The 17,596-nt window shown below is 71.7% G+C and carries 16 protein-coding genes and 2 pseudogenes; 8 read left to right on the top strand and 10 right to left on the bottom strand.

The genetic code is table 11. From position 1 onward, the window contains the following. Positions 1-93 precede the first annotated feature (93 nt). The 3 genes from ACZ7EC_RS19165 to ACZ7EC_RS19155 all read right to left on the bottom strand — a co-directional run bounded on the left by ACZ7EC_RS19165 (position 94) and on the right by ACZ7EC_RS19155 (position 5,362). Positions 94-1,035, bottom strand: coding sequence for an EamA family transporter (locus tag ACZ7EC_RS19165; protein ID WP_471063957.1), 942 nt, complete (start codon positions 1,033-1,035; stop codon positions 94-96). A 155-nt stretch (positions 1,036-1,190) separates the two neighbouring features. Then, entirely contained in the window at positions 1,191-2,312 is a 1,122-nt protein-coding gene (locus ACZ7EC_RS19160; protein ID WP_471063955.1) for a lipid II:glycine glycyltransferase FemX, read from the bottom strand. A 68-nt stretch (positions 2,313-2,380) separates the two neighbouring features. Next, a complete protein-coding gene (locus tag ACZ7EC_RS19155) occupies positions 2,381-5,362 on the bottom strand; it encodes an FAD-binding and (Fe-S)-binding domain-containing protein (RefSeq protein WP_471063953.1) in 2,982 nt (993 codons plus the stop codon). A 273-nt stretch (positions 5,363-5,635) separates the two neighbouring features. Between ACZ7EC_RS19155 and serC the strand changes: the two genes are divergently transcribed. Then, complete coding sequence (serC, locus tag ACZ7EC_RS19150; RefSeq protein WP_471063951.1) at positions 5,636-6,754, top strand: phosphoserine transaminase; 1,119 nt, start codon at positions 5,636-5,638, stop codon at positions 6,752-6,754. 56 nt (positions 6,755-6,810) lie between these two features. Here serC and ACZ7EC_RS19145 read toward each other — a convergent pair whose 3' ends face one another. Together ACZ7EC_RS19145 and ACZ7EC_RS19140 are read right to left on the bottom strand one after the other, a co-directional pair. Continuing rightward, positions 6,811-7,713 carry an RpnC/YadD family protein gene (locus ACZ7EC_RS19145; protein ID WP_471063949.1) on the bottom strand — a complete coding sequence of 301 codons (903 nt, stop codon included), beginning with the start codon at positions 7,711-7,713 and terminating at the stop codon, positions 6,811-6,813. A gap of 115 nt (positions 7,714-7,828) precedes the next feature. Then, positions 7,829-8,002, bottom strand: coding sequence for a hypothetical protein (locus ACZ7EC_RS19140; RefSeq protein WP_471063947.1), 174 nt, complete (start codon positions 8,000-8,002; stop codon positions 7,829-7,831). Between the two features lie 2 nt (positions 8,003-8,004). Here ACZ7EC_RS19140 and ACZ7EC_RS19135 point away from each other — a divergent pair. Next, positions 8,005-8,136 (top strand): annotated as a pseudogene (locus tag ACZ7EC_RS19135) (DUF397 domain-containing protein); the annotation flags it as partial. A gap of 91 nt (positions 8,137-8,227) precedes the next feature. Continuing rightward, positions 8,228-8,674: pseudogene (locus ACZ7EC_RS19130) on the top strand (hypothetical protein); the annotation flags it as partial. A 3-nt stretch (positions 8,675-8,677) separates the two neighbouring features. Here ACZ7EC_RS19130 and ACZ7EC_RS19125 read toward each other — a convergent pair. Next, entirely contained in the window at positions 8,678-9,679 is a 1,002-nt protein-coding gene (locus ACZ7EC_RS19125) for a WD40 repeat domain-containing protein (protein ID WP_471063946.1), read from the bottom strand. Between the two features lie 111 nt (positions 9,680-9,790). Between ACZ7EC_RS19125 and ACZ7EC_RS19120 the strand changes: the two genes are divergently transcribed. The 3 genes from ACZ7EC_RS19120 to ACZ7EC_RS19110 all read left to right on the top strand — a co-directional run bounded on the left by ACZ7EC_RS19120 (position 9,791) and on the right by ACZ7EC_RS19110 (position 12,205). Then, positions 9,791-10,474 (top strand): SGNH/GDSL hydrolase family protein, encoded by a 684-nt coding sequence (locus ACZ7EC_RS19120; protein WP_471063944.1) that lies wholly within the window; start codon positions 9,791-9,793, stop codon positions 10,472-10,474. Between the two features lie 97 nt (positions 10,475-10,571). Continuing rightward, on the top strand, positions 10,572-11,168 hold the full coding sequence (locus ACZ7EC_RS19115; RefSeq protein ID WP_471063943.1) for a Uma2 family endonuclease: 597 nt from the start codon (positions 10,572-10,574) through the stop codon (positions 11,166-11,168). 44 nt (positions 11,169-11,212) lie between these two features. Beyond that, a complete protein-coding gene (locus ACZ7EC_RS19110) occupies positions 11,213-12,205 on the top strand; it encodes an aldo/keto reductase (RefSeq protein ID WP_471063941.1) in 993 nt (330 codons plus the stop codon). 254 nt (positions 12,206-12,459) lie between these two features. Here the strand turns inward: ACZ7EC_RS19110 and thpR are convergent, their stop codons facing one another. Then, positions 12,460-13,032, bottom strand: a complete 573-nt coding sequence (gene thpR / locus ACZ7EC_RS19105) for an RNA 2',3'-cyclic phosphodiesterase (protein ID WP_471063939.1) — start codon at positions 13,030-13,032, stop codon at positions 12,460-12,462. Between the two features lie 40 nt (positions 13,033-13,072). Between thpR and ACZ7EC_RS19100 the strand changes: the two genes are divergently transcribed. After that, a complete protein-coding gene (locus tag ACZ7EC_RS19100) occupies positions 13,073-13,588 on the top strand; it encodes a GNAT family N-acetyltransferase (RefSeq protein ID WP_471063937.1) in 516 nt (171 codons plus the stop codon). Positions 13,589-13,731: 143 nt separating this feature from the next. Here ACZ7EC_RS19100 and ACZ7EC_RS19095 read toward each other — a convergent pair whose 3' ends face one another. Both ACZ7EC_RS19095 and ACZ7EC_RS19090 read right to left on the bottom strand, forming a co-directional pair. Continuing rightward, complete coding sequence (locus ACZ7EC_RS19095) at positions 13,732-15,075, bottom strand: MFS transporter (RefSeq protein ID WP_471063935.1); 1,344 nt, start codon at positions 15,073-15,075, stop codon at positions 13,732-13,734. A 27-nt stretch (positions 15,076-15,102) separates the two neighbouring features. Beyond that, a complete protein-coding gene (locus tag ACZ7EC_RS19090) occupies positions 15,103-15,540 on the bottom strand; it encodes a MarR family winged helix-turn-helix transcriptional regulator (protein WP_397985370.1) in 438 nt (145 codons plus the stop codon). 163 nt (positions 15,541-15,703) lie between these two features. Between ACZ7EC_RS19090 and ACZ7EC_RS19085 the strand changes: the two genes are divergently transcribed. Beyond that, positions 15,704-15,886: a ribbon-helix-helix protein, CopG family gene (locus ACZ7EC_RS19085; RefSeq protein ID WP_471063933.1), complete on the top strand. Its 183-nt coding sequence runs from the start codon at positions 15,704-15,706 to the stop codon at positions 15,884-15,886. Between the two features lie 107 nt (positions 15,887-15,993). Here ACZ7EC_RS19085 and ACZ7EC_RS19080 read toward each other — a convergent pair whose 3' ends face one another. After that, complete coding sequence (locus tag ACZ7EC_RS19080) at positions 15,994-17,445, bottom strand: NCS2 family permease (RefSeq protein WP_471063931.1); 1,452 nt, start codon at positions 17,443-17,445, stop codon at positions 15,994-15,996. Positions 17,446-17,596: the final 151 nt, after the last annotated feature.

The raw sequence follows: 17,596 nt of genomic DNA, 5'->3' as shown, positions 1-17,596 counted from the left end.
GTACACAGCGCCACCGCCCGCGGCCCGGTCCACCCCCGCCCATTCGGCCAGCCCGCCACCGGGGCATCCGGGCGCCGCGCGCCCCGGGGGGCCCTACGCGTCCAGCACCGGCTTTCCGGCCCGGCCCACCTGCGAGCGCACCGCGCCGATGCTCGCCGCGATGACCAGGGCGATCGCGACGACCTCCGGGGCGGAGAGGGACTGGCCGAGGATGAACAAGCCGGCGGTGGCGGCGAGGGCCGGTTCCAGGCTCATCAGGATGGCGAAGGTGGCGGCGGGCAGCTTGCGCAGGGCCAGGAGTTCGAGGGTGTAGGGCAGCACCGAGGAGAGCACGGCCACCGCCGCGCCCAGGCCGAGCGTGGTGGGGACGAGGAGACGGTCGCCGGAGGCGGCGATGCCGAGCGGCAGCACGAGCAGCGCCGCGACCGCCATGGCCAGCGCCAGCCCGTCCGCCTGCGGGAAGCGCCGGCCGGTGCGCGCACTGAAGACGATGTACGCCGCCCACATCGCGCCCGCGCCCAGCGCGAAGCCCACCCCCGCCGGGTCCACCCCGCTGAAGCCCCCGCCGCCGAGCAGGAACACGCCGCCCAGCGCGAGCGCCGCCCACACGACGTTGACCAGACGGCGGGAGGAGACGACCGAGAGGGCGAGCGGTCCGAGCACCTCCAGGGTGACGGCGGGGCCGAGCGGGATACGGGCCACCGCCTCGTAGAACAGGCTGTTCATGGCGCCCAGGGCGAGACCGAAGGCGATCACCGTGCCCCAGTCGGCGCGCGAGTGGCCGCGCAGCCGGGGCCGGCAGAACAGCAGCAGCACCACCGCGGCCGCGACGAGCCGGAGCGTCACCACGCCCAGCGCGCCCGCCCTCGGCATCAGCGTCACCGCGAGGGCCCCGCCGAACTGCACCGACACCCCGCCGGCCAGCACCAGCCCCACCGGTCCGAGCGAGCCGGGACGGCGGCCCGCGGTGCCCGGCGGACCGGGCGTCGTCGCGGACGGCCCGGAGGTGGCGCTGACGGTGTTGACGGTACTCACGGCGGTCCCGGTGCTCGGCTCAGGTCATGTACAGCTGCCTGTACTACCCGGTCCAGGGTAATAGACCACGTCAGGAGTGTGAACCTCTTATGGCACTGTCCTGGATGCTGAGATGCACCCCTTCCGCATCGCGGGCGCCGCAGCCGCCGCCTCCCTCAGCGGCGCGCCATGTACAGGTCGAACGCCTTGTGCAGCAGGCGGTTCAGCGGGAAGTCCCACTCGCCCGCGTACTCCACCGCCCCGCCGCCCGCACCCACCTTGAAGCGCAGCAGGCCGAGGAGGTGGTCGGACTCCTCCAGGGTGTCGGTGATGCCCCGGAAGTCGTAGACATGGGCGCCCAGCTCATGGGCGTCGCACATCATCCGCCACTGCATCGCGTTGTTGGGCTGCACCTCCCGTCTGCGGCTGGTGGAGGCGCCGTACGAGTACCAGACATGGCTACCGACGATCAGCATCGTGGCCGCGGCGAGCACCTCGCCGTCGTGCTGGGCGAGGTACAGCCGCATCCGGTCCGGGTCCTCGGCGGTCAGCGCCGTCCACATCCGCTGGAAGTACGGCAGCGGGCGCGGGATGAAACGGTCCCGCTCCGCCGTCTCCGCGTACAGCTCGTAGAAGGCCGGCAGATCCTCGTAGTCCCCCCGTACGACCTTCACCCCCGCCTTCTCGGCCTTCTTGATGTTGCGCCGCCACTGCTGGTTGAGCCCGCGCTGGATGTCCTCCAACGACCGCCCGGCATACGGCACCTGGCAGACGTACCGGGGCTGCCCCGCGGCGAAGCCGTCCTCGCCGCCGGGCTCGGCCTGCCGCCAGCCCATGCGGCGCAGCCGCTCGGCGAGGGCGAGCGCCCCCGGCTCCTCGGAGGTCGGCGGCGCGTCCCGCAGCCGGTGCGCGTCCGGATCGGCGATGGCGGCCTTGACCGCCTCGGGGCTCCACCGCCGCACCACCACGGGCGGCCCCATCCTCACCGAGAAGGCACCCAGCCGCTTGAGGTGGGCCAGCATCGGGTCCAGCCAGCGCTCCAGGTCGGGCGCGCCCCAGTCGATGACCGGGCCCTCCGGCAGGTACGCCAGGTACCGCTTCACCCTGGGCAGCGGCCGCAGCAGCACCAGCCCGGCCCCGACGAGCCGCCCGTCCGCCTCGAACCACCCCAGGCTCTGCGCCCGCCAGTCCGGCTTCACATCCCCCCAGGACGGCAGCTGGAGGTGGCTGACCGAGGGACGGCCCGCCACGAAGGCGAGGTGTTCGGCCCGGCTGACCGGACGGACGGCGAGGCTCATACGCGTGGCTCCTTCACGGCTCGCTGATCACTCACCCCATGGAAGCAGCGCCCTGCGCGGTCGGCCCGTCAATGCCCTCCCTCCTGCTCGTGTCCCGGTCCGGCGCCCCTGCTCGTGTCCCTGTCCAGCGCCTCGGCCAGCACCTCCGCCAGGTGCCGTCCCCGCACTGCGCCCAGTTGCTCCAGCTGGGTGCGGCAGGAGTAGCCGTCGGCCAGGATCACGGTGTCCGGGGCCGCCTCGCGTATCGAGGGCAGCAACCGCTCCTCCGCACAGGCCCTGGACACCTCGAAGTGGCCTTTCTCGAAGCCGAAGTTGCCGGCCAGGCCGCAGCAGCCGCCGGAGAGTTCCCCGGTGAGGCCGGCCGACTCGCGCAGCCGGCGGTCCGGGGCGTCGCCGAGGACCGCGTGCTGATGGCAGTGGGTCTGACCGGCGACCGGCCGGTCCACGGCGGGCGGGGTCCACCGCGGGGCGTGCCGATCCAGGGCCTCGGCGAAGGTGAGCACGGCGGCGGCGAGCCGGGCCGCGCGCGGGTCGTCGTGCAGGAGTTCCGGCAGGTCGGTGCGGAGGGCGGCCGCGCAGCTCGGTTCCAGCACGACGACCGGGACGCCCGCGCGCAGCACCGGCTCCATCAGGTCGAGCGTGCGGCGCAGCACCGCACGGGCGCGGTCGAGCTGGCCCGTGGAGACGTAGGTCAGGCCGCAGCAGACACGGGCACGGCGAGCCGGGAGGAGGGAAAGAGCGGCCGGGACCGGGGGGTTGGGGGCCGGGGTGTTGGGGGCCGGAGCCGGGGGGTTGGCGGCCGGGGCCAGGGGGTCGGGGGCCGGGGGCCGGCGCGGCAGCCGGGTCGGCGGGAGGGTCACCCGGAGTCCGGCGGCCTCCAGGACGCGGACGGCCGCACGGCCGACCGAGGGGGACAGGTGCTCGGTGAAGGTGTCCGGCCAGAGGACGACCAGGTCCCCGGCGCCCCGCGCCCGCGCGGGCCCCCTGCGCCGCCACCAGCCGGTGAAGGTCCTCGGGGCGAGCCGGGGCAGCCGCCGCTCCGGCGCGATCCCGGCCAGGCGTTTCGCCACGGCGGCCAGGGGCGGGACGGCGGCGAGCATGTTGAGCAGCGGAGCCGTACGGGTACGGGCGGTCCAGCGCAGCCACTCGGGCAGGCGGCCCATGCTGCGGTGGGCGGCGGGGCGGCGGCGGTCCGCGTAGTGGTGGTGCAGGAACTCCGCCTTGTAGGTGGCCATGTCGACGCCGACCGGGCAGTCGGTGCGGCAGCCCTTGCAGGCGAGGCAGAGGTCGAGGGCGTCACGGACCTCGGTGGAGCGCCAGCCGTCGGTGATCAGCTCCCCCGCCAGCATCTCGTGCAGCAGCCGGGCCCGGCCGCGGGTGGAGTGCTCCTCCTCGCCGGTCGCCCGGAAGGACGGGCACATCACGGCGGGGCCGGCCGCCGAGGCCGTACGGCACTTGGCCACGCCGACGCAGCGGCGGACGGCCGCGCGGAAGTCGCCGCCGTCGGCCGGGTAGCCGAAGGCCACGTCCACCGGCCCGGCGGGCAGCACGGAGAAGCGGAGGTTGCCGTCGAGCGGGGCGGGGCGGACCAGCATGCCGGGGTTGAGCAGGTCGTCCGGGTCCCACAGGGCCTTGGCGCGCTCGAACAGCCGGACCGTCTCGGCGCCGTACATCCGGGGCAGCAGTTCCGCGCGGGCCTGCCCGTCACCGTGCTCCCCGGACAGCGAGCCGCCGTGGGCCACCACGAGGTCGGCCAGTTCCTCCGAGAAGCGCCGGAAGCGGCCGATGCCGGGCCCGGTGAGCAGGTCGAAGTCGATGCGGACGTGAATGCAGCCGTCGCCGAAGTGGCCGTACGGAGCGCCACGCAGGCCGTGGGAGGAGAGCAGGGCGCGGAAGTCGCGCAGATAGGCACCGAGCCGGGCGGGCGGCACCGCGCAGTCCTCCCAGCCGGGCCATGCCTCGGAGCCGTCCGGCATCCGTGTCGCCGTACCGCTCGCGTCCTCGCGGATGCGCCACAGGGTCCGCTGGGCGGCGGGCTCGGTCACCACGAGGGCGTCCACGACATCGGCGGCCCGGACGATCTCCTCCGCGCGCGCACGGGCCTCTGCCCGCGACCCGCCGCCCGTCTCCACGAACAGCCAGGCGCCGCCCTCGGGCAGTCCGGTCCCCGCGGGCACCAGGTCGGCGGCCATGCCCTCCACCGTCAGCGGGCCGTACGGCAGGAGGCCGGCGGCGGCCTCGGCGGCGGCGCTCTCGTCGCCGTACCCCAGCACCGCCAGCGCGCGGGCGGGTGGGGCCTCGACCAGGCGCACCACCGCCTCGGTGAGGATGCCGAGGGTGCCCTCGGAGCCGCAGAAGGAGCGGGCCACGTCGGCGCCCCGCTCCGGCAGCAGCGCGTCCAGCGCGTATCCGGAGATGCGGCGGGGCAGGTCCGGGAAGCCGGTGCGCAGCCGGGCGGTCTCGCTCTCCGCCAGTTCCCGCAGCCCCTCGGGCGCGCCGGCCCACCCCGGCCCGAGCCGCAGCCGCCGGCCGCGCGCGGTGAGCACCTCCAGCTCCGCGGTGTTGTCGGCGGTCGTCCCCCAGGCCACCGAGTGGGCGCCGCAGGAGTTGTTGCCGATCATCCCGCCCAGGGTGCAGCGGCTGTGCGTGGACGGGTCGGGGCCGAAGCGCAGGCCGTGCGGGGCGGCGGCGCGCTGGAGGGTGTCGAGGACCAGGCCGGGCTGCACGACGGCCGTGCGCGTGCCGGGGTCCAGCTCCACCAGGCGGTCCATGTGACGGGTGAAATCCAGTACGACCCCTGTCCCTGTGGCCTGCCCGGCGATCGACGTACCACCGCCGCGGGCGACCACCGGCACGCCGCGTGCCCGGCACACCTCCAGCGCCGCCGCCACGTCCTCGGCGTCCCGCGGGGCGACGACTCCCGCGGGGACGCGCCGGTAGTTGGAGGCGTCCATGGTCATGAGCGCGCGGGCGGTGGCGTCGAAGCGGACCTCACCGCGGAGGCGTGCGCGCAGGTCGGCTTCGAGAGCGGAGAGGGCCGAGGGGGACAAGGGTGCCGAGGATGCTTGAGGGGTCGGGGGGTCCGAGGGAGCCGGGGAGTCCGTGGGGGCCGAGGGGTTCGTCCCCTCCGTGTGATCCGTCATGCGTTCAGAATGCATCCGATCACCGACCGTCACCGAAAGTTATCCACAGCCCCGCCTCGATCGTCGTACAAGCCCACACCTGATCGTCGTACGACATGACAAGCCAATTCTCCTGCCATGCTTGTCTCATCCGACGGACACGGTTCCGTCCCGTTTCGCCCACCCGATACGCTCCGAGTCGTGGCCGACATCCAGATTCCCGCTGACATCAAGCCCGCCGACGGACGTTTCGGCGCGGGCCCCTCCAAGGTGCGGACCGAGGCGCTCGACGCCCTCGCCGCCACCGGAAGCTCCCTGCTCGGTACCTCCCACCGCCAGGCGCCCGTCAAGAACCTGGTCGGTAAGGTCCGCGAGGGGATCTCCGAGCTGTTCTCCCTCCCCGAGGGCTACGAGGTCGTCCTCGGCAACGGCGGCTCCACCGCCTTCTGGGACATCGCCACCCACGGGCTGATCGAGAACAAGTCCCAGCACCTCAACTTCGGCGAGTTCTCCTCCAAGTTCGCCAAGGCCGCGAAGCTCGCGCCCTGGCTGGCCGAGCCGACGGTGATCGCCACCGATCCGGGCACCCACCCCGAGGCGCGGGCCGAGGCGGGCGTCGACGTGTACGCCTTCACCCACAACGAGACGTCCACCGGTGTCGCCATGCCCATCCAGCGGGTGGCCGGCGCCGACGAGGGTTCCCTCGTCCTGGTGGACGCGACCTCCGGCGCGGGTGGCCTGCCGGTCGACATCGCCGAGACCGACGTCTACTACTTCGCCCCGCAGAAGTCCTTCGCCTCCGACGGCGGCCTGTGGATCGGCGTGTTCTCCCCCGCCGCGATCGAGCGCGCGGAGCGGATCCACGCGTCCGGCCGGCACATCCCGGAGTTCTTCTCGCTGCCCACGGCGATCGACAACTCCCGCAAGAACCAGACGTACAACACCCCGGCTCTCGCCACCCTCTTCCTGCTCGGCCAGCAGCTGGACTGGCTCAACGGCCAGGGCGGCCTGGACTTCGCGGTCCGCCGCACCGCCACCTCGGCGCGGGCGCTGTACAACTGGGCCGAGGACGTCAAGTTCGCCAGCCCCTTCGTCACCGACCCGGCTAAGCGTTCCGCGGTCATCGGCACCATCGACTTCTCCGACGACATCGACGCCGCCGCCATCGCCAAGGTGCTGCGCGCCAACGGCATCGTCGACACCGAGCCCTACCGCAAGCTCGGCCGCAACCAGCTGCGCGTCGCCATGTTCCCGGCGATCGACCCGGCGGACGTCGAGGCGCTGACCAAGTGCATCGACTACGTCATCGAGAAGCTCTGACCTCTCGACTACGACGACGAGGGGCGCCCGGCGACAGTGCCGGGCGCCCCTCGCCGTCATCCGGCCCGGCTGCTTCCTCCCCCGCCCTCGGCGAACAGCTCCTCGGCGCTGGCCACGGTCAGGGAGCGGTCGAGCCAGGTCTCCAGCAGCTCCAACTCGGCACAGGCCATGACCCGCTCCCGAACGGAATCGGAAACCTCGACACCCCGCGCGGCGAGGACCCGGAGAACGGCCTTGGCCTCGCCTTTGGCCTCGCCATCGGCGTGGACCTTGCGCCACGCCTCCTCCATCACGGTGTTGTTGCCGGGGAAGACCGGGGTGTACGTCGCCATCAGCTTCCTCCAGTAGTCACGGGCCGGGCCCTCGCCCAGTCCCACCTCGATGATTTCCGCCCAGTCCTTGTGGGGCCCCACCGCCGGCCCGACCTCGTCCAGTATCGCAAGCAGACCCGGCTCTTTGGCGTGAGCGAGCACCGAGAACGCGGTGGCGGCGACGTCCTTCGCCGCCTCCTCCGGATCGGTGATCACGGGCAGGCTCTTTGGCCCCAGCACCAGCGGGAAGACCTGCATGCTGGTGTGGAAGCCGCTGCCCACGCTGATGGGCTCCGCCGCCCAGGACGCCGTCGTCTTGTCCTGGCACACCACCAAGAGGACCGGCGGGAGACGATATTTGGCGTACATGTAGGCCAAGTAGTACGTCCAGCTGTTGTGCTTGTCCGGGTCCGGCCTGCCCTGCGACTCGACCGCGAGCAGAAAGCCGCCCGCGTCTCCGACCGTGCGCACCCGGAAGAGGCTGTCCACTCTCCGTTCCAACGGCCTGATCTCGGTGAGGTCGGTGTCCAGTGCCTCGATCGAGTCGTACTCGGGAAACGCGATGCCCGCCCGCGGCAGGAGACGGGCGAACAGATCCGGCTCCTTGCGGAAGATCTGGTGCATCGTGTCGTGCGGTGAACTGACCATGAGCCGGAAGGTAGCCATGCCGGCGCTGGCCGCACGGGCATAGGGCAGTGCGGTCAACCAGATGAGTGAATATGCCCTTGGAATACGCCGCTTACCGTTGGTGCGCCCTACATGCTCAGCCCCTGATGCTCCGGCGGACGCGGGCGATCACCTGTTGGGCCTCGGTGCCGTAGACGGCTGATTCGGCGAAGGTGTCCCAGACGCGGCGGTAGAGGGCAACCGTTTCGGCGTCGTCCAGCCAGAGTTCGGCGTGCCAGTCCTCGACCACGACGGGGCGCTCGTCCAGCATGGTGCGTCACCCTCGCCCGCATCGGCGCGGGCGCCTGGGCGCTCGGGGACAGCAAGCGGCCCGACGTGGCGCCGCTGCGGTTCACCACCGCGGAGCTGAGCGCTGCCGGGATCGACCCGGCGCGGTTCGGGCTCGCCGACTGGATCTCCTCCGCAGCTCCCTTCGGTCCTGACGGCGAATCGCGTCCGCCAGGACCGACCGAGTTCCCACGATCCAGGAGCCCCCATGCACCACCACGGCTACCTGTGGACCGGGTCCAAGGCGCGGTTCGATCAGGAGGCGTTGCGGCGGCCGCCGTATCCCGAGCCGCCGCCGCCCGGCAGCCGGCCCGAGGTGATCGCGCGGTACCGCGAGGTGTCCGCCGAGTTCCCGGTGTCGGATCTGCCCCCGCTGGAGACCGCCTATTGGCTGCTCAAGCCGGGCTCACTGGTACGCGGCACCTGGCGGACGGCGCGGGAGGCCGCGGCGTGGCTGCACGGGCAACTGGGCCTGTTCGCGGGTCGGTTCGCCGGGGGATGCCCGGACGGCGTCGCCGGTTCCGCTGCCGAGCGGCTCGCGGCAGGCGGCGACGTGGCGCTCGGGTTCTATCTCGAACGGCCCGCCTTCCTGTCCCTCTCCCTCGTCACCTGCTCGCCGAACCGCGCGCGGCCCGGACTCCCCTGTCCGCTGGGCACGTCACCGGTTGCGGCGGCGGCGCCCCAGGGCGAACAGGCCCAGCAGCACGACCACGACACCCACCGCGCCCAGCTTGGCGCCGGAGCCGCCGGTCACCGACTTGCCCGGTGAGCCGCCCTCCCGGTCCGGGGAGGACTTCGGGGCGTCGGGGGCGTCCTTGGCGACGACCGTGCTGTCGGCGCCCTCGCTGCTGTAGAGGAGTTTCGTGCCGTCGGCCGAGTAGGTGATGCCCTCGCCCTGGCCCTGGAGGGGGACGTCGAGCGTTTCGCTGCGCTTGGGGTGGCCGTCGTTCCAGGAGTAGTAGATGCCGCCCAGGTAGCCGCGCACGGCGAAGTGGGTGCCGTCGGGCGAGAAGGTGGCGTCCGTCGCCCAGAGGTCGATGGGGGCGATCGGCTTGAAGATGTTGGCGCCGGTGGTGGAGAGGGTGGCGGGGCCCTCGTAGAGGTGGCCGCCGTCCTCCTTCTTGTCGATGATGTAGACCCGGCCCGTCCTGGGGTGGACCATCATCGACTCGGCGTTGCGCGGCCCGTTGGAGTACTTCACCACGTACTGCGTCGCGGTGATCGTCTGGTCCTTCAGGACCTTCGGCTCCGGGAGGCGGTAGATCCACACGTAGGGCCAGCGGCCGTCGAAGTTGTCGCCGATGTCGCCGACGTAGATCTCGTCGTGCGGACCGATCGAGATCGCCTCGACGTCGCGCGGGGTGCCGACGCCCCGCAGGGTCACCCGCGCCACCGTCTTCCCGGTCGCGCCGTCCACGGCGTAGATGTACGGGCCGTCGCCGCTGTCGTTGTGCGTCCAGTAGATGCCGGGATGCAGAGGGGAGGCGGCCAGGCCACTGGACTCCGTGATCCGCGGGTCCGACATGGTGAACCCCTTGTCCCCGGTGCTCACGGCACTCCCGGTGCCCGCGGCGCCAGGAGTGCCCTCCGCGGCGGACGCGGGCAGCGCGCAGGCGCCGGCGAGCAGGACGGCGGCGAGGACGGCGAACGGTCGGCGCATCCCCCAAGCCTGCCATCACCGCCGGGCGTTCACCCCTGCGGCCACCACCCGGACGCCCCACGTGGCGGGCCTCACACCCCACCCGCCGTACCGATCGTCCATGATGATCGGATGCTCAGGTTCATGCCCGTGGGCGACTCCATGACGATCGGGAGCGCGGGCGAACACACATGGCGTCACCGGCTGTGGCAGCTGCTGCGCGGTACGTACGACCCCGCCGTCACGCTCGTCGGACCGCGCGAGACGCTGTACGACAAGCAGACCGGCACCGCGACGTCCCTCGCCTACGCCGACCCCGACTTCCCCCGCGCCCACCTCGCGGGCTGGGGCGAGGGCTGGCTGCACATGGCCCCGCTGATCGGCGACGCGATACGCGACTGCCGGCCGGACGTACTGCTCGTCTCCCTCGGCCTCATCGACCTCGGCTTCTACACGAACGCCGAGCAGACCGCCGGGAACGTCCGCGCCTTCATCGGCGCCGCCCGCGCCGCCGACCCGCGCATCCGCATGGTCCTGCTGCCGGTGATCCCCAACGTCCGCGCCGAGTCCGACGCCCCCTTCGCCGACCAGGTCGCCCTCTTCAACGTGCTCCTCGCCAAGGCGGTCGCCGACCTGGACGAGCCCCGGTCGCCGATCCTGCTGGCATCGCCGCCGACGTCGTACGACATCCACGCCGACACGTACGACGGCACCCATCCGAACGCGAGCGGCGAGCGGCGGATCGCGGAGGCGTTCGCGGGGGCGATGCGGGAGGCGTGGGGAATCGGGCAAGCGTACGCGGCTAGAACAGCTTGAGCGGTTTGGCCGGATTCCGGCGTCTCTTCGTCACGGTGCGTATCGTTGTACCGCGCGGTCGCCCTCGTCCGTGAGGCGGCCGGGGAGGAGCGCCACAATGACCATCCTGGAAGACAGGATCGAGATCAAGATGGCCGACGAGAACGCCGAGAGCCTGGACCAGTGGTTCGAGCGTCTTGAGCGGATGCCCGTCCCCGAGGGTTACAAGGTAGAGATCGTTGGGGGCAGTGTCTTCATGACGCCGCAGCGGGACATCCACTGGGAAACCATCCGCGAGATCCTCTGGGCGCTCGAAGACCACTTCGGCAGGCGCCGTACGCGGGTTTTCACCGGCGTCCGGATCGATTTCCCCGGATTCCAGAACGGCTTCTGCCCCGATGTGGCCAAGTTGCGCGAGGGCGCGGCGAAGGACGAGAGAGGCCGCTGGCGTCACGAGGACGTCGACTTCGTCGCCGAGGTCATCTCCAAAGGGACCGCCCACAACGACTACGGCCCCAAGAAGGCCGCCTACGCGCTCGCCGGTGTCCCCGTGTACCTCATCGCCAACCCGTATCAGGCAAGGTGCCACGTCTACACGGAACCCAAGGAGGACTCGTACGCCTGCGAATTGCGCGTGAACTACGGGACGGACGTCGACATGACCACCACCGCCCTCGGCCTTCTCATCAAGACGACCCATTTTCCCCGCGACTGACCCGCCCTTGCCTTGAGCCCACTCCAAGCCGTTGGCTGGTGACCATGAAGTACACGCAGCTTGGACGCACAGGGCTCAAGGTCAGCCGGCTGGTGCTCGGGACGATGAACTTCGGGCCGCAGACGGACGAAGCCGGCAGCCACGCGATCATGGACGCGGCGCTGGACGCGGGCATCAACTTCTTCGACACCGCCAATGTGTACGGGTGGGGCGAGAACAAGGGCCGCACCGAGCGCATCATCGGGAACTGGTTCGCCAAGGGCGGTGACCGCCGGGACAAGGTCGTCCTCGCCACCAAGGTCTACGGCAACATGGCCGCCGACGGCGACGCCTGGCCGAACCACGACAAGCTCTCCGCGCTGAACATCCGGCGCGCGGTGGACGCCAGCCTCAAGCGGCTCCAGACCGATCACATCGACCTCTACCAGTTCCACCACATCGACCGGAACACCCCCTTCGAGGAGATCTGGCAGGCGATCGACACCCTCGTCCGGCAGGGCAAGATCCTCTACGCCGGCTCCTCCAACTTCCCCGGCTACAAGATCGCCCAGGCCAACGAGACCGCCGCCCGCCGCGGCGGCACCATCGGCCTCGTCAGCGAGCAGTGCCTGTACAACCTCGCGGAGCGCCGCGCCGAGATGGAGGTCATCCCGGCCGCGCAGGAGTACGGCCTCGGGGTCATCCCCTGGTCCCCGCTGCACGGCGGGCTGCTCGGCGGTGTGCTCAAGAAGGAGGCGAAGGGCGGACGCCGTGCCTCCGGGCGCGCCGCCGACACCCTCGCCGACCCGGCCGCCCGCGCGCGCATCCAGTCGTACGAGGACCTGCTCGACAAGCACGGCCTGGAACCCGGTGAGACCGCCCTGGCCTGGCTGCTCACCCGCCCCGGCGTCACCGGTCCGATCGTCGGCCCGCGTACGGCGGAGCAGCTCCAGTCGGCGCTGCGGGCGGTGGAGCTGGAGCTGAGCGAGGAACTGCTGGCCGGCCTGGACGAGATCTTCCCCGGTCCGGGCCCCTCCCCGGAGGCCTTCGCCTGGTAGCCGCCCCGAGGGGCCAGACACCCCTGGGTCCAGGTGCTCCTGAGGGGCGCGGGCGGCGTCCGGCAGGCGGCTCCGCCGCGCGGGCGCGAGCAGCCCACGACGGCTCGCAGCCGCCGCCGAACCCGCGTCCCGCGCCCCTCAGGCGCACCGGCCAACTGCTACCTGACAGCCGCCGCCACCGCGACGACCACCAACATGAGAACAAGCGCACCGGCCATGATCCGGTTCCGGGTTTTCGGGTCCACGCATCGAGCCTAACCGGACGCCCCGCACACCCATCGCCCGACCGCCTCGTACCGCGGCTGCTCCCCCGGCACCCCCGACCTCGGCAGGTCGCTGCGCACCAGCGCCAGCTCGGCCACCCGCCAGCTGCGGCCCGTGAACTCGCGCAGCAGTTCCACGTGCGGCCGTACGTCCACCGCGCCCCGGCCGCGGGCCAGCGTGAGGTGAGGCTGGTAGCGGCGGTGCTCCTCCAGCCGCAGCCCCGCCTTGCGGCCCGCAGCCTCCGCCCGGCCGGCCAGCAGGCGCAGGGCGTCCACGTCGCCCGCGGCCCCGGTCCACAGCGCCCGGCCGTGGCCGAACCGGCCGCCGCCGCGCAGGGCCAGCTCGAAGGGGGCGGTGTGCCGGGCCGCGCGGGCCAGGCGGGCGGACAGGTCGGGTACGAGGTCCTCGGCGACCTCGCCGTAGAAGGCGAGGGTGAGGTGCCAGCCGGGGCGGCCGGTCCAACGCAGCCCGTCGGCGCCCGGCAGCTGCTTCAACCGGTCGACTACCAGGGCGAGTTCGGCGGTGACGTCCTCCGGCGGCAGCACAGCGGCGAAGAGTCTCATGCCTTCACGATCCCAGAGGCGCGCGGGCATGATGGCCGCCATGACGATCACCATCCGCGCGGGCGGCCCCGACGACGTGCCGCTGATCCTGGCCATGCTGGACAGTTCGGTGCGGTGGCTGGCGGCGCAGGGGCGCACCCGGCAGTGGGGCACCGAGCCCTGGTCGGCCAATCCCGGGGCGGTGGAGACGGTCCGGCGGTACGCCGCCGCGGGCACGCCGTACTTCGCCGAGGTGGACGGCGTACCGGCCGCCACCCTCACCCTCAGCGACGCGCCCGGCGCCTATCTGGAGCCCGCCGGCGAGCCCGAGCGGTACATCCATCTGCTCGCCTCGGACCGCCGGTTCAAGGGGCGGGGCGCCGGTGCCGCGCTGCTCGCCCACGCGGCCGAGGTGACCCGGCGGGCCGGGGTCTCGCTGCTGCGGGTGGACTGCTACGCGGGCGACGACGGCAAGCTGGTCGCCTTCTACGAGAAGAACGGCTTCGTCCGGACCGAGGCGTTCCGCCACGGTCCGGACGAGTGGCCGGGGCAGGTCCTGGCCCAGCGGGTGCGATAGTCACACCGGCACCGCGCGACACCACCCGGCACCGGCACCGCGCGACACCACCCCGCACCGGCACGGCGCGGCACCACCACGTAGCCGCACCGGAGGGCCGGCACCACCAGGCACCGGCGCCCTCCGGACGGCCGCGGAGGCGGTCACGCCGCCGCGGCGAGTTCCTCCTGCCGCCGCGGCACGAACCGCAGCCGCGGTGTGCCCCGCTCCCAGCCCACCGACAGGCGCAGGCCGCCGACGCGGGCGAGGACCAGGCCGATGACACCGGCCGCGAGCGCGGAGACGACGCCGCCGAGGGCGAAGCCGACGCGGGCGCCGTAGGTGTCGGTGATCCAGCCGATGACCGGGGCGCCGAGCGGGGTGCCGCCCATGAAGACCATCATGAACAGGGACATCACCCGGCCGCGCATGGCCGGGTCGGTGGCCATCTGCACGGTGGTGTTCGCGGTCACGTTGACCGTGAGGCCGCAGATCCCGATCGGCACCATGAGCACCGCGAACAGCCAGTACGAGGGTGCCAGCGAGGCCACGATCTCCAGCGCCCCGAAGGTGAGCGCGGCGAGGATCAGCAGCCGCATCCGGGCCGAGCCGCGGCGGGCGGCCAGCAGGGCGCCGCCGAGGGAGCCCGCGGCCATCAGGGTGTTGAGGAGGCTGTAGCCGCCGGCTCCGACGTGGAAGACGTTGTCGGCGAAGGCGGACAGCCACACCGGGAAGTTGAAGCCGAAGGTTCCGATGAAGCCGACGAGGACGACGGACCAGATCAGCTCCGGGCGCCCGGCGACGTACTGGAGGCCCTCCCGCAGCTGGCCCTTGCCGCGCGGGGTCCGCTTGACCGGGTACAGCTCGCGGGCGCGCATCAGGAGCAGGCTGGTGATCGGCGCGGCGAAGGACAGGCCGTTGGCGAGGAACGCCCAGCCGGTGCCCACCGAGGTGATCATGAGGCCGGCGACGGCGGGGCCGACGAGGCGCGCGGACTGGAAGTTCGCGGAGTTCAGGCTGACCGCGTTGTGCAGCTGGTCGGGGCCGACCATCTCGGAGACGAAGGACTGCCGGGCGGGGTTGTCGACCACCGTGGCGAGTCCGACGAAGAACGCGGCGAGATAGACGTGCCAGACCTGGACCTGGCCGGTGAGGGTCAGCGCGGCGAGCGCGAGACCGCTGAGCGCCATCGCGGACTGGGTGACCAGGAGCGCGGGGCGCTTGGGCAGCCGGTCGACGAGGACACCGCCGTAGAGGCCGAACAGGAGCATCGGCAGGAACTGGAGGGCCGTCGTGATGCCGACGGCCGCGGAGGATCCGGTGAGGCTCAGGACGAGCCAGTCCTGGGCGATGCGCTGCATCCAGGTGCCCGTGTTGGAGACGACCTGGCCGGTGAAGAAGAGGCGGTAGTTCCTGACCTTCAGCGAGCTGAACATCGAGGACTTGCGGGCGGGGGTAGTAGGGGCGGTCGGTGCGGGGGCGGAAGGTGTTCCGGATCCCGTACTCAAACGGATTCGCCTCCTCAGGCTGCTGCTTTACAGGTGTGCGAGTTTTTCCAGCACGGGGGCGGCGGCGCGCAGCTTGGCCCACTCGTCCTCGTCGAGGCCGTCGGCGAGATTCGCCAGGAACGCGTTGCGCTTGCGGCGGCTCTCCTCGAGCATCGTCTCGGCCTGCTCGGTCTGGGTGACGACCTTCTGGCGCCGGTCCTCCGGGTGCGGTTCGAGACGGACCAGTCCCTTGGCTTCGAGCAGCGCGACGATGCGGGTCATCGAGGGCGGCTGGACATGCTCCTTGCGGGCCAGCTCGCCCGGCGTGGCCGAGCCGCAGCGGGACAGGGTGCCGAGCACCGACATCTCGGTGGGGCTCAGCGACTCGTCCACCCGCTGGTGCTTGAGCCGACGGGACAGCCGCATCACGGCGGAGCGAAGGGAGTTCACGGCGGCAGCATCGTCGCCATGGTTGAGGTCCGGCATGTCCTTAGCGTAACTCATTACTCTAGCTAAAGACCACCGTGGCGCGCCGGTGTGCCCGTGATGCCCGCCACTGAAGCCCTCCGGGGCTTTCCATCACCCATATGGGTGAGTCACCGCCGGAAAGAGACGCATCCGCGGGGCGGCAGTGGCGACCCTCGTAGCCATGGGGACCACTGTGCTCAGCCTGCGGATAGACGGGGAGCTGCTCGACCGGCTCCGGCAGCACGCGGCGAAAAGAGGAATGAGCGTGCAGGACTATGTGGTCCGCACGCTCATCCGGGACGACTTCGACCAGCGGTTCCGGACCGCGGTCGAGGAGACGGAGAGGTTCTACGGCGTCACCTGAGGAGGCGCGACACCTGAGGAGGCGCGTCACCCGAGGAGGCGCGACACCCGAGGAGTCGGGGCCCCCGAGGGCGCGCGCCGCCCGAGGACGCCGTGGAACGGATCGGCTCAGGTCAGGCCCAGGGCCGGCATCAGGTAGTAGAAGGCGAAGACCGCCGAGACGATGTACATCGCCACCGGGATCTCGCGGAACCGGCCCGCGGCCAGGCGCAGCACGGTGAAGGTGATGAAGCCCATGCCGATGCCGTTGGTGATCGAGTAGGTGAACGGCATCATCAGCATGGTCACGAACGCCGGGATCGCGATCGTGTAGTCGGCCCAGTCGATCTCCTTGACGGAGTTCGACAGGATCAGGAAGCCGACCGCGATCAGCGCCGGGGTGGCCGCCTGGGACGGCACCATGGTGGCGATCGGGGTGAGGAGCAGCGACACCGCGAACAGGCCGCCCGTGACCACGTTCGCCAGGCCCGTGCGGGCGCCCTCGCCGACGCCGGCCGTGGACTCCACGAAGGCGGTGGTGGCCGAGGCGGAGCTGGCACCGCCGGCCGCGACCGAGAGGCCGTCCACGAACAGCACCCGGTTGATGCCCGGCATGTAGCCCTGGGCGTCGGTCAGCTTGGCCTCGTCGCTGATGCCCATGATCGTGCCCATCGCGTCGAAGAAGCACGACAGCAGGACCGTGAAGACGAAGAGGATGCCGGTCAGCACGCCGACCTTGGAGAAGCCGCCGAACAGGCTGACCTGGCCGACCAGGCCGAAGTCCGGGGTGGAGACCGGGTTGCCGGGCCACTTCGGGACCGTCAGGCCCCAGGAGGGGATCTTGGCGACCGCGTTGATGATCATCGCGAGGACGGTCATGCCCACGATGGAGATCAGGATGGCGCCCGGCACCTTGCGCACGATCAGGGCGAAGGTGAGCAGCACGCCCAGGATGAAGATCAGCACCGGCCAGCCGGTGAGGTGACCGCCGGTGCCCAGCTGGAGCGGGACGGTGGTCTGCGCGACGTCCGGGATGCGGCTGACGAAGCCGGAGTCCACCAGGCCGATCAGCATGATGAACAGGCCGATACCGATCGCGATCGCCTTGCGCAGCCCGAACGGCACCGCGTTCATCACGCGCTCCCGCAGCCCCGTGGCGACCAGCAGCATGACCACGAAACCGGCGAGGACGACCATGCCCATCGCGTCCGGCCAGGTCATCCGGGGCGCGAGCTGGAGGGCGACGACCGAGTTCACGCCGAGGCCGGCGGCCAGGGCGATCGGCACATTGCCGATGACGCCCATCAGCAGCGTGCTGAAGGCGGCCGACAGCGCGGTCGCCGTCACCAGCTGGGCGTTGTCCAGGTGGTGCCCGTACATGTCCTTCGCGCTGCCCAGGATGATCGGGTTCAGCACGATGATGTACGCCATCGCGAAGAAGGTGGCGAAACCGCCCCGGATCTCCCGCGCGATGCTGCTGCCGCGCTCGGAGATCTTGAAGTAGCGGTCGAGGGGGCCGCCGGCGGACGCGCCGCCGGGCTTCTCGGGGGTGGGGACCTTGGCAGGAGCCGAGGTGGACATGCGGGACCTCATCACCAGAGGGTTCCCCCGAGCCCTCTTGGAGTTTCCTACGACTAGAAGCGGTCAAAGACAAACGGTTTCAGTATGAAGGTATGACCACTAGATCGCTATCTCCGCGCGTAGACCCTGCGCGGAACCGGCCGGGTTCCGA

Source organism: Streptomyces sp. NPDC037203 (genome assembly GCF_055605065.1).
The sequence above is the reverse complement of the archived record's forward strand: the minus strand, read 5'-3'. Positions and strand labels throughout refer to the sequence as shown.